Annotated in this window: 12 protein-coding genes; 9 read left to right on the top strand and 3 right to left on the bottom strand. The window is 67.0% G+C overall.

Going from position 1 to position 10,587, the window contains the following annotated elements; translation table 11 throughout:
- Nucleotides 1-88: 88 nt before the first annotated feature.
- Entirely contained in the window at nt 89-739 is a 651-nt protein-coding gene (locus WDM91_04600; protein ID MEI9993852.1) for a DsbA family oxidoreductase, read from the top strand.
- Here WDM91_04600 and WDM91_04595 read toward each other — a convergent pair.
- A complete protein-coding gene (locus WDM91_04595; protein MEI9993851.1) occupies nt 690-1,115 on the bottom strand; it encodes a hypothetical protein in 426 nt (141 codons plus the stop codon). The genes WDM91_04600 and WDM91_04595 overlap by 50 nt on opposite strands.
- Before the next feature lie 76 nt (nt 1,116-1,191).
- Here WDM91_04595 and WDM91_04590 point away from each other — a divergent pair, with 76 nt between their 5' ends.
- The 3 genes from WDM91_04590 (at nt 1,192) to WDM91_04580 (ending at nt 4,459) form a co-directional block, all read left to right on the top strand.
- Nucleotides 1,192-2,310, top strand: coding sequence for a CaiB/BaiF CoA-transferase family protein (locus WDM91_04590; protein ID MEI9993850.1), 1,119 nt, complete (start codon nt 1,192-1,194; stop codon nt 2,308-2,310).
- A gap of 129 nt (nt 2,311-2,439) precedes the next feature.
- On the top strand, nt 2,440-3,174 hold the full coding sequence (locus WDM91_04585; protein MEI9993849.1) for a histidine phosphatase family protein: 735 nt from the start codon (nt 2,440-2,442) through the stop codon (nt 3,172-3,174).
- A 43-nt stretch (nt 3,175-3,217) separates the two neighbouring features.
- The gene (locus WDM91_04580; GenBank protein ID MEI9993848.1) at nt 3,218-4,459 is read left to right on the top strand and encodes an acetyl-CoA C-acetyltransferase; all 1,242 of its coding nucleotides are present in this window, start codon (nt 3,218-3,220) and stop codon (nt 4,457-4,459) included.
- Nucleotides 4,460-4,623: 164 nt separating this feature from the next.
- Here WDM91_04580 and xth read toward each other — a convergent pair whose 3' ends face one another.
- Both xth and erpA read right to left on the bottom strand, forming a co-directional pair.
- A complete protein-coding gene (xth, locus tag WDM91_04575) occupies nt 4,624-5,406 on the bottom strand; it encodes an exodeoxyribonuclease III (GenBank protein ID MEI9993847.1) in 783 nt (260 codons plus the stop codon).
- A gap of 167 nt (nt 5,407-5,573) precedes the next feature.
- Complete coding sequence (erpA, locus tag WDM91_04570) at nt 5,574-5,915, bottom strand: iron-sulfur cluster insertion protein ErpA (GenBank protein MEI9993846.1); 342 nt, start codon at nt 5,913-5,915, stop codon at nt 5,574-5,576.
- 221 nt (nt 5,916-6,136) lie between these two features.
- Between erpA and WDM91_04565 the strand changes: the two genes are divergently transcribed.
- The 5 genes from WDM91_04565 to WDM91_04545 all read left to right on the top strand — a co-directional run bounded on the left by WDM91_04565 (nt 6,137) and on the right by WDM91_04545 (nt 10,565).
- The gene (locus WDM91_04565; GenBank protein ID MEI9993845.1) at nt 6,137-6,499 is read left to right on the top strand and encodes a hypothetical protein; all 363 of its coding nucleotides are present in this window, start codon (nt 6,137-6,139) and stop codon (nt 6,497-6,499) included.
- A gap of 68 nt (nt 6,500-6,567) precedes the next feature.
- On the top strand, nt 6,568-7,797 hold the full coding sequence (locus WDM91_04560) for a deoxyguanosinetriphosphate triphosphohydrolase (GenBank protein MEI9993844.1): 1,230 nt from the start codon (nt 6,568-6,570) through the stop codon (nt 7,795-7,797).
- A gap of 88 nt (nt 7,798-7,885) precedes the next feature.
- A complete protein-coding gene (locus WDM91_04555) occupies nt 7,886-8,698 on the top strand; it encodes an SPOR domain-containing protein (GenBank protein MEI9993843.1) in 813 nt (270 codons plus the stop codon).
- A 38-nt stretch (nt 8,699-8,736) separates the two neighbouring features.
- Nucleotides 8,737-9,759: a beta-N-acetylhexosaminidase gene (gene nagZ, locus WDM91_04550; protein ID MEI9993842.1), complete on the top strand. Its 1,023-nt coding sequence runs from the start codon at nt 8,737-8,739 to the stop codon at nt 9,757-9,759.
- Nucleotides 9,756-10,565 (top strand): ScpA family protein, encoded by an 810-nt coding sequence (locus WDM91_04545; protein ID MEI9993841.1) that lies wholly within the window; start codon nt 9,756-9,758, stop codon nt 10,563-10,565. Before nagZ ends, WDM91_04545 begins: the two co-directional genes overlap by 4 nt.
- The last annotated feature ends 22 nt before the right edge of the window (nt 10,566-10,587 follow it).

The raw sequence follows: 10,587 nt of genomic DNA, 5'->3' as shown, positions 1-10,587 counted from the left end.
GGGTCACTTTCCTAGAACCGCGAAATATTGATCATTGTTTGCCGGGCCGGGCCCTTTATCCGCGCCGGGATGGCGTTAGGCTGGGGTCATGCAGATCGACATTGTCTCCGACACGGTGTGTCCGTGGTGTTTCATTGGCAAGCGCCGGCTGGCGCGGGCGCTGGCGATGCGGCCGGATGTCCCGGTCGAGCTGTTCTGGCGGCCGTTCCGGCTCGACCCGGCCATCCCGCGCGAAGGAGTCGACCGAAAGGCCTATATGAAAGCCAAGTTCGGCGACAATCCACGCAGCGGCGCGATGGCCGAGGCGCTGCGCAGCGAGGGGGCGGGCGAGGGCATCGAATTTGCGTTCGACAAGATCGCCAGGACGCCGAACACGCTCGACTCGCATCGCCTGATCCGCTGGGCGGGCGGCGCCGGGGCGCAGGACGCGGTGGTCGAGCGGCTGTTCAAAGCCTATTTCCTCGACGGGCGCGATATCGGCGACGCGGCGGTCCTCACCGACATCGCCGCCGAGGCCGGCATGAACGCGCAGCTGGTCGGCGAACTCCTGGCCGGCGACGCCGATCTGGCCGTCGTCGAGCGCGAGGCCGGCATGGCCAACCAGATGGGCATCTCGGGCGTGCCGACCTTCATCTTCGACAGCCGCTTCATGATTTCCGGTGCGCGCGAGCCGGAGGTCCTCGCCCGCATCATGGATAAGGCTTTGCAAGCGGAGCCGCAGGCGCAGGTGGCGCCGTGACGATCGGCGCCACGACCGCGTTGCTCTCCGAGACCACCTTCACCTGCAGCGTCGCGTAGCGCGGCAGCGGAAAGACCGCCGTCATCTGGATCGGCAGCAGGGCCTGGATCACCACCGTGCCGGTCGGCGGCGGCGTCGCGAGGAACTCAAACGTCTCGGTATCGGATTCCGGCGTTCGCACCTCCTTGTGGTGCAGACGCGGCAGGCTCCAACCGCCGCTGTTCACCGCGCCCGAGGCGCTGACCACGAGACGGCCGCGGATGATGGCGGCGGTGACCTTGTCGACCTTGTAGATCAGCTTGGGTGCCGCCTCCGCTGCGGTTGCCGTAGCTGCAGCAAGGGCGAAGATCGCGACGGCAAGCGCTCGCGCATACATGCCTTTTGCCTTCTGTTGTCCTGTCATCTTCGGCCAGCTAAGAGGGAAATGCGGCGCAATTGCGATGAGGGTTTTCATGGGTCCCCTGAAGGGTGTTCGGGTGGTGGAATTTGCCGGGATCGGACCGGGGCCTTTCGCGGCCATGCTGCTGTCCGACATGGGGGCGGACGTCATCCGGATCGACCGCAAGGGCGGGCGCTCACCGGCCAAGACCGAGGTCACCTATCGGGGCCGCAAGGCGGTCGCGCTCGACCTGAAAAAGCCGGAAGGCGTCGAGGCGGCGCTCAAGCTGATCGACAAGGCCGATGCCCTGATCGAAGGCTTCCGTCCCGGCGTGATGGAACGCAACGGCGTGGGTCCCGATGTGTGTCTCAAGCGCAATCCCAAGCTCGTCTATGGCCGGATGACCGGCTGGGGCCAGACCGGGCCGCTGGCGATGGCGGCGGGGCACGACATCAACTACATCGCGCTGACCGGCGCGCTGCATGGCATGGGCAATGCCGGCAAGAAGCCGGTGCCGCCGCTCAACCTGGTCGGCGATTTCGGCGGCGGCGCGCTCTACCTCGCCTTCGGCGTGGTGTGCGGCATCCTCGAAGCGAAGACGTCCGGCAAGGGCCAGGTCGTCGACACCGCGATGACCGACGGCGCGGCGTCGCTGATGGCGATGTTCTACGGCATGAACGCCATGGGCATGTGGAAGGACGAGCGCGGCGTGAACCTGCTCGACAGCGGGGCGCATTTCTACGACACCTATGAGACCAAGGACGGCAAGTACGTCGCGCTCGGCTCGATCGAGCCGCAATTCTACAAAGAGCTGCTCGAGAAGACCGGGATCGACGATCCGGCCTTCGCGGCACAGATGGATCGCAATGCCTGGCCGGCGCTCAGCGACAAGCTCGCCGCGGTCATCAGGACCAAAACGCGCGACGAGTGGGACGCGATCATGCTGGGCTCCGACGTGTGCTACGCACCGGTGCTGTCGCTGGGCGAAGCACCGAAGCATCCGCACAACGTGGCGCGCCGGACCTTCGTCGAGATCGGCGGCGTGACGCAGCCGGCGCCGGCGCCGCGCTTCTCGCGCACCGTGCCGCAGGTGCAGGGGCCGCCCGAAGGCGCCGACAACGCGGCGGCGCTGGCGGCCTGGGGCTTCTCGGGCGAGGATGTCGCGAAACTGCAAAGCGCGGGTGCGATTTGATTTGATGTCGTCATCCTGAGGTGCCCGGCGAGGCCGGGCCTCGAAGGATGACGGCGCCGAAAGTGCGTGCTTCGAGGCTTCGCCGTCGGCGAAGCACCTCAGCATGACGAGAGTGGTGACACGTACGGTATGACCTATCTCCCGGACACCAAATCCCGCCGCCGCATCTATCTGATGCGGCACGGGCATGTGGACTACCTCGCCAGGCATGTGGTGAGCGAAGGCGCGATCAACATCGTGCCGCTCACCAAACGCGGCCGGCTGCAGGCCGAGGCGGCCGGCGCCGCGCTCAGCCATGTCGCATTCGATCGGGCGGTCTGCTCGGGCTATCCGCGCACCCATGAGACGGCTTCCCATGTGCTGGCGGCGCAGAAGAGCCCGCCGCCGCTCGAGATCGACGCGGGCCTGGTCGAGATCGTCGGCGGCCCGATGAACCCGCCGCCCCAGAGCCGCGAGGAGCTCATCGAGCGGATGAAGCAGCGCTTCTCCGCCGCGGGCGCGCCGGACGCGGCCACGCCCGACGGCGCCGAGGCCTATGCCGCGGCGCAGGGCCGTGCCGTCGCAGTGCTGACGCGGCTGCTGAAGGCGCCGGGCTGGCATACGATGCTGGTCGTGGCGCATGAGGGGATCAACCGGCTGGTGCTGAGCTGGGCCTGCGGCGCGGGCCTCGCGGCAATGGGCGCCTTCGAGCAGGACACCGGCTGCATCAACGTGCTGGACTTCGACCTCGATGCCGATGGCGCGGTCGCGCGCGCGATGATCAAATCGGTGAACCTGACGCCGTACAACTGGCTCAAGCACGGGATGAACCTGACCAGCCTGGAAGCGATCTTCGAGCGCAACGCGACGGAAGAGTTGCGCTGACGTCACAGACGACAACGAGAAACGACACCGGAAGGAAACCAACATGACCGACGCATACATCATCGACGCCGTCCGCACGCCGCGCGGCGTCGGCAAATATCCCAAGGGCGCGCTGTCCCAGATCCATCCGCAGCGCCTGGGCTCGACGGTCCTCAAGGCGCTGGCGGAGCGCAACGGCATCGACACGGCGGAGGTCGACGACGTGATCTGGGGCACCAGCTCGCAGCGCGGGCCGCAGAGCTGCGATCTCGGCCGGATGTCGGCGCTCGATGCCGGTTACGACATGCGCAGCAGCGGCGTGACGCTGGACCGCTTCTGCGGTTCGGGCATCACCTCGGTGAACCTCGCGGCCTCGACCATCATGGCCGGGATGGCCGATCTGGTGGTGGCCGGCGGCACCGAGATGATGTCGATGCCCAACCGCCGCAGCGCGGAAGACGGTCCGCCGCTGTTCGACATGGGCAATCTGCATCTGCGCGGGCTGCATCCCCAGACCAATCAGGGCATCTGCGCCGACGCCATTGCGACCATGGAAGGCATCAGCCGCGCCGACGTCGATGCGCTGGCGCTGGAAAGCCAGAAGCGTGCCGCGGCGGCGATCGCCGGCGGGCACTTCAAGAAGAGCTTGGTGACCGTTTACAACGAGGACGGCACGGTCGCGCTCGACCATGAGGAATTTCCACGCCCGCAGACCACCGCCGAAGGCTTGGCGGCGCTGAAGCCGTCCTTCGAGCAGCTCGCCGACGTGCCGCTCAACGGCGACGGGCTGACCTTCCGCAGCCTGATCTTGCAGAAATATCCCGAGCTGAAGATCAACCACATCCATCATGCCGGCAATTCCTCCGGCGTGGTCGACGGTGCGGCGGCGCTGCTGCTGGCGTCGCCCGATTACGCGAAGGCGCATGGCCTCAAGCCCCGCGCCCGCGTCGTGGCGACCGCTAACCAGGGCGACTGTCCGACGTTGATGCTCAACGCGCCGGTGCCCGCGACGCGCCGCGTGCTGGCGCGCGCCGGCCTGACGCTGGACGACATCGACCTGTTCGAGATCAACGAAGCCTTCGCCGTGGTGGCGGAGAAGTTCATCCGCGACCTCAAGCTCGACCGCGACAAGGTCAACGTGAACGGCGGCGCGATGGCGCTCGGCCATCCGATCGGCGCCACCGGCTCGATGCTGATCGGCACGATGCTCGATGAGCTCGAGCGCCGCGACCTCAAGCGCGGCCTGATCACGATGTGCGCCGGCGGCGGCATGGCGCCCGCAATCATCATCGAGCGGGTGAATTGAGCTGCGTTTTCCTCCCCCGTTGTCACGGGGGAGGGGGACCGCATCGCGAAGCGATGTGATGGAGGAGGGCGGCTGGACGTTCGGAGTCGGCCCCCTCCGTCTCGGCGCTGCGCGCCGAGCCACCTCCCCCGTAACAACGGGGGAGGAAAGGTCGTGCGGCGCTGCTAGATGTCCAGCTCGCACCAGATCGGCGTGTGGTCGGACGGCTTTTCGCGCTCGCGGACGAATTTGTCGATCACGCAGGTCTTCAGCGTGTCGGCGGCCTGCGGGCTCAGCATGATGTGGTCGATGCGGATGCCGTTGTTGCGCTCGAAGGAGCCCGCGAAGTAATCCCAGAAGGTGTACTGATGTGGCTCGGCGTTGCAGGCGCGGAAGGCGTCGGTATAGCCGAGATGGGCGAGGCGGCGGAACGCGGCGCGCGACTCCGGCTGGTAGAGCGCGTCCTTGATCCAGCTCTTGGGATCCTTGCAGTCCTCCGGCATGGGAATGATGTTGTAGTCGCCCAGCAGCGCCACGGCCTCCTCGTCGGCCAGCAGCGCCTTGGCGCGCTTGTTCAGCCTTTCGTGCCAGGCGAGCTTGTAGCTGAACTTCTCGGTACCGATCGGGTTGCCGTTGGGGGCGTAGAGGCAGCCGACGCGCACCACGCCGCGGGCGCCGGGGATCAGCGCCTCCATGTAGCGCGAATGGTTGTCCGCATCGTCGCCGGGCAGGCGCGGCGTGACGTCCTCCATCGGACGCTTGGAGAGGATCGCGACGCCATTATAGCTCTTCTGGCCGTGGACGGCGCAGTTGTAGCCGAGCGCCTCGAAGGGCTCGCGCGGGAACTGCTCGTCCTGGCATTTGAGCTCCTGCAGGCAGAGCACGTCGGGCGAGGACTCCTTGAGATAGGCCAGCGCCGCGTCGAGCCGCGAGCGGATGGAGTTGACGTTCCAGGTGGCGATCTTCATGGCGGAAATTTTTCTCGCGGGTTCGGATGCAGTCTAGAAGCAAACCGCACGAAAGCAGCAATACCGCGACTTCTCGCGGAGCCGCGGCGGAGTGCCTACACCTGTGGGAATTTACGGGAAATGGGTCTCGGACCGACTCGGTTCAAGAGGGTCCCGCAACTTTATTTTCAGACCGAAAAGCTGGTGCCGCAGCCGCAGGAAGACTGGGCGTTCGGGTTGTTCACCTTGAACGCGGCGCCGATCAGGTCGTTGGAGAAGTCGATCTCGGCCCCCTTGAGGAAGTCGAGGCTGACCGGGTCGATCAGCACGGTGGCGCCGTCGCGCTCCACCACGAGATCGTCGTCCATGCGCTGGTCGTCGAGCGCGAAATTGTATTGGAAGCCCGAGCAGCCGCCGCCGGTCACCGCGAGACGCAGCATGGCGGGCGCGGGTTCCGACTTCAGGATCTCCGCGATGCGCTTGGCGGCGCGCGGGGAGACGGTGACGGGCAGGGCGGTTTCGATGGTCATGGACAATATATAGGGTCGAAACCGCCGGTTTGGAAGGAGGCCGGCGGGGTCGCGAAAGCGGCCGCGGCGCGGGAATATCCATCGGGTATTTGAGCGATTCCGCGACATGCGGTACCCTGTCCTTGACGGGGAGAAATAATATGAAGAATTCGGGCGTGTTTGTATTTGCGATATCTGCACTCTTTTACTGCTCGGCAGCCCTCGCGGACGATGCCGCCTGCATGGCGGGCGCGACGGAAAAAGGCAGCTTCTTCTCGAGCCGTACCTATTCGGCGGAGGACGAATTCCCCGACACGCCGCCGCTCGATACGTTCAAGCGGCTCAACATCTATGTCTTGAAAGACGGATGGCGCATCAACCAGGCCGACCGCGAACTGGGGACGATTTCGGCCTCCCAAGACGTCGCGGGCTCCGAAGGCAAGCAGACCAGCCTGAACATCATCGTGGAACCCTTGGGCGTCCATGGCAGCAAGGCGTCGGCCACGTTCCAGATCGGCTTCGGCCAAGCGGTCATCGGAGTCGACGTCCTCAAGGGGATGTGCGGCATGCTGAGCGGCACGGGAAAGCCGGGCGCGGGCGGCTGATATCCCGGCGATCTGCCGGTTGAACGGCTTGCGGCTTTGCCGTGAGAAGCCTTGAGCTTGTCACATCGATGTCGTGTATCTTTTCGTCGAAGGTATTCGACATCATGCCGTCCGGCCATCTGATTCCGCCTCTCTACGAGCCGCCCGCGGCGCGCGCCGCCTATGCCACGCGGCCGCCCGAGAGTCGCGGCCGGTTCCATGCCGAACCCGAGAGCGCGACGCGCACCTGCTACCAGCGCGACCGCGACCGGATCATCCATTCGGCGGCGTTCCGCCGGCTCAAGCACAAGACGCAGGTCTTCGTGCAGCATGAGGGCGACTATTACCGCACGCGGCTGACGCATTCGCTGGAAGTGGCGCAGATCGCGCGCAGCGTGGCGCGGGTGCTGGCGCTGGACGAGGACCTCGCCGAGACGCTGGCGCTCGCCCATGATCTCGGCCACACGCCGTTCGGCCATGCCGGCGAGGACGCCCTGAGCGCGGTGACGCAAGGCATCGGCGGCTTCGATCACAATGCGCATGCGCTGCGGCTGGTGACAAAGCTCGAGCACCGCTATGCCGAATTCGACGGGCTGAACCTGACCTGGGAGACGCTGGAGGGGCTGGTCAAGCACAATGGGCCGCTCCAGCCGCCGCTGGCGGGACCGATCCAGTCCTTCGACGCGCGCTGGCCGCTGGACCTGCACGAATGGCCGTCGCTGGAGGCGCAGGTCGCGGCGCTGGCCGACGACATCGCCTATGTGAACCACGATATCGACGACGGCTTGCGCGCCGAACTGTTCGGCATCGACGATCTCGCGGCGGCGCCGCTGGCCGGGGCGCACGTCGCGGCGGTGCGCGCGCGCTTCGGCGACCTCGAGCTCGGGCGCTTCATCGGCGAACTGGTGCGCGCCCTGATCGGCCAGCTGGTGAACGACCTGCTGGCGGAGACGCGGCGGTGCATCGCGGGGGCGCAGCTGACCGCGGCGGCCGGGGTGCGGAGCCAGGGCCGCGCCTTGGCGACGTTCTCGCCGGCGATGGCGGAGCAGGTCGCCGCGATCAAGCGCTTCCTCTTCGCGCATATGTACCGCCATCCGCGCGTCATGGTGCCGGTCGGTCGCGCCAAGGCCGTGGTGGCGGAACTGTTCGAGGCCTTCAGCAGCGAGCCGGGGAAAATGCCCGCGGATTGGGCGGGGCTTTGCGGCAGCCCGGGCGACGCCGTGACCGGCGGCGTGGTGCGCGATTACATCGCAGGCATGACCGACCGCTACGCCCTGTCGGAATATGCCCGCGTCTTCCGCAAGGAGGTCGTATTGTGAGTTTCGCCGCCCCGGTGGACCTGAAGGCCATGATTCGACCGCAGGCCGGTGCTACATTGCGAATCAGGAGAATCGGAGCGTTTGGCAGATGGCCAATTTCGAACGCGGCTCGGACGACGTGCGCGTCTTCGATGGCGGTGAAGACGAGGAAGACGTCGAGGGCTCGCGCCTTCCGCTCCTGATCGTCATCGCGCTTCTGGTGCTGGCGGCGTTCGGCGCCGTGGTCTGGCTCGCCTATCAGCGCGGCGTGCAGCAGGGCCATGCCGAAATCCCGCGCACCATCGCCGCCGAATCCGGTCCCGCCAAGGTCGCGCCGGCCGATGCCGGCGGCACGCAGACGCCCTATACCGGGCTCAAGATCTATCAGCAGCACGCGCCGTCGGACGAAGAGGCGAATGCCGACACCGCGCCGCCGCCCTCCAACGACGCGCTGAAGCCGCCGCCGGTCGTGGCCGCGCCCGTGACGGCGCCACCGCCAGTCGTACCCAAGCCGGAGGCGGCGGCGAAGCCGCAGGCCGTGGCGCCCAAGCCTGCGCCGGTCGTCGCCAAGCCCGTTGCCGAGACCAAGCCGATCCCGGTCGAGAGCAAACCCGTGCCAGTCAAGCCGGAGCCCGCCGCGGCCAAGCCGGTCGAGGCCGCGGCGCCGGCCGAGTCGTCGGCGGGCGGCAGTGCCTTGCTGCAGATCGGCTCCTACAAATCGCAGGCCGACGCGGATGCGGCCTGGACGGCCTACAAGCACAAACATCCCGGGGTTGCCGGGCTGACGACCGATGTGAAGCAGGTCGACCTCGGCGAAAAAGGTACTTGGTTCCGCCTGCGCATCGTCGCCAGCAAGGCCGGCGCGGTGGCCTTGTGCGACAAGCTGAAGGCCGAGGGTGGCGCCTGCATTCCGTCGAAATGACAGCAGCCGAAGCAAGAGCGGCGATCTGGGGGTAGGGCATGCGCTCGCGCGCGATCTATGGCTGCGCCGGAACGGCACTGGCGGCGGAGGAGCGGGATTTCTTCCGCGAGGTGCAGCCTTGGGGCTTCATCCTCTTCACGCGGAACATCCATGATCGGGCGCAAATCCGCGATCTCGTTGAGTCTTTGCGCGATACGGTCGGTGATGCCCGTGCCCCGGTCCTGATCGACCAGGAAGGCGGCCGCGTGGCGCGGCTGCGGCCGCCCGGCTGGCGCGAGCGGCCGCCCGCGGCGCGGTTCGGCGCGATCTATGCCGAGCAGCACGAGGTCGCGCTGGAGGCGGTCTACCTCAATGCAAGGCTGATCGCGCACGACCTTTCGGAACTGGGCATCAATGTCGACTGCCTGCCGCTGCTGGACGTGCCCGTCGAGGGCGCCGACGCGGTCATCGGCGACCGTGCCTTCGCGAGCGATCCGGCGGCGATCATCGATCTGGGGCGGGCGCAGATCGAGGGGCTGATGGAGGGCGGCGTGCTGCCCATCATGAAGCACATCCCGGGTCATGGCCGCGCCACGGCCGATTCGCATCTCGCCCTGCCGCGCGTCGCGACCGAGGCGGAGGAGCTCAGCGCCACCGATTTCGTGACCTTCCGCAGCCTCAACACCTGCCCGATGGCGATGACGGCGCATGTGGTTTACGAGGCGCTGGATCCGCAGCGGCCTGCGACAACCAGCCCGAAAATCATCCGCGACGTGATTCGCGGCGAGATGGGCTTCGATGGCCTGTTGATATCGGACGATCTTTCCATGAACGCGCTGGACGGGCCCTTGTCGGTGCGTACAAAGGCTGCACTGTTTGCAGGCTGCGACGTGATCCTGCACTGCAACGGCAAGATGGACGAGATGCGCGAAGTGGCTTCCGAGGTGAAAGTGCTGGACGGTGCGGGCTTGCGCCGCGCCGAACACGCGCTCTCGCTCCTCAGCGTGCCGGACGCGTTCGATCCCGCCGCCGCCGAGGCGCGGCTGGCCGAACTCATGAGCGCCATCGGACAGAACGCATGAGCGAAGCGGGCGAGAATTTCGGCGAGTTCGACTCCATCGTGGCGCCCGCCGACGAAGCGCTGATGGTGCATGTCGACGGCTTCGACGGACCGCTCGACCTGCTGCTGACGCTGGCGCGGAACCAGAAGGTCGACATCGCGAAGATCTCGATCCTCAAGCTCGCCGACCAGTATCTCGAATTCATCGAGGCGGCGAAGAAGATCAATCTCGAGCTCGCCGCCGACTATCTCGTGATGGCGGCGTGGCTCGCCTATCTCAAATCGCGCCTGATCCTGCCGCAGCCGCCCGCCGCGGACGGCGAGCCGACGGCCGACGAGATGGCGACCCGGCTGCGCTGGCGGCTGCAGCGGCTCGAGGCGATGCGCCAGGCGGCGGCGCGGCTGATGGCCGGCAACCGGCTGGACCGCGACGTGTTCGCGCGGGGCGATCCCGAGCCGGTCAACGTGGTGAAGCTGAAGACCTACAAGGACACGCTGTTCGACCTGCTGACCGCCTATGCGACGCAGCGGACCAAGACGCTGGGCGGCAAGACCTATGTCCGGCAGCATGCGCCGGTCCTCCTGATCGAGGAGGCGCGGGCCCGACTCGAGCGAATGCTGGGCAAGATCGCCGACTGGAACGTGCTGGAGCGGCTGCTGCCGTTCGAGTGGTCGGGCGGGCAGCGGCGGCGTTCGGCGCTGGCCAGCACGCTGCTCGCCTGTCTGGAACTGGCGCGGGACGGTAAGATCGAGATTCGCCAGATGGCGCCCTTTGAGCCGGTCTTCATCCGCGACCGGCTCGCGCCCACCGCAGAGGTTAGCCCATGAGTGGAGTTGCCCGCCTCGTCGC

Source organism: Rhizomicrobium sp. (assembly GCA_037200385.1).
Classification (GTDB): Bacteria; Pseudomonadota; Alphaproteobacteria; order Micropepsales; family Micropepsaceae; genus Rhizomicrobium.
Note: the sequence above shows the minus strand (reverse complement) of the source record. Positions and strands in the feature narration are given on the sequence as shown.

Coding starts and splice junctions, on each gene's coding strand:
- WDM91_04600 (MEI9993852.1), top strand. CDS start 89: ATGCAGATCGACATTGTCTCCGACACGGTGTGTCCGTGGTGTTTCATT.
- WDM91_04595 (MEI9993851.1), bottom strand. CDS start 1,115: ATGTATGCGCGAGCGCTTGCCGTCGCGATCTTCGCCCTTGCTGCAGCT.
- WDM91_04590 (MEI9993850.1), top strand. CDS start 1,192: ATGGGTCCCCTGAAGGGTGTTCGGGTGGTGGAATTTGCCGGGATCGGA.
- WDM91_04585 (MEI9993849.1), top strand. CDS start 2,440: ATGACCTATCTCCCGGACACCAAATCCCGCCGCCGCATCTATCTGATG.
- WDM91_04580 (MEI9993848.1), top strand. CDS start 3,218: ATGACCGACGCATACATCATCGACGCCGTCCGCACGCCGCGCGGCGTC.
- xth (MEI9993847.1), bottom strand. CDS start 5,406: ATGAAGATCGCCACCTGGAACGTCAACTCCATCCGCTCGCGGCTCGAC.
- erpA (MEI9993846.1), bottom strand. CDS start 5,915: ATGACCATCGAAACCGCCCTGCCCGTCACCGTCTCCCCGCGCGCCGCC.
- WDM91_04565 (MEI9993845.1), top strand. CDS start 6,137: ATGGCGGGCGCGACGGAAAAAGGCAGCTTCTTCTCGAGCCGTACCTAT.
- WDM91_04560 (MEI9993844.1), top strand. CDS start 6,568: ATGTCGTGTATCTTTTCGTCGAAGGTATTCGACATCATGCCGTCCGGC.
- WDM91_04555 (MEI9993843.1), top strand. CDS start 7,886: ATGGCCAATTTCGAACGCGGCTCGGACGACGTGCGCGTCTTCGATGGC.
- nagZ (MEI9993842.1), top strand. CDS start 8,737: ATGCGCTCGCGCGCGATCTATGGCTGCGCCGGAACGGCACTGGCGGCG.
- WDM91_04545 (MEI9993841.1), top strand. CDS start 9,756: ATGAGCGAAGCGGGCGAGAATTTCGGCGAGTTCGACTCCATCGTGGCG.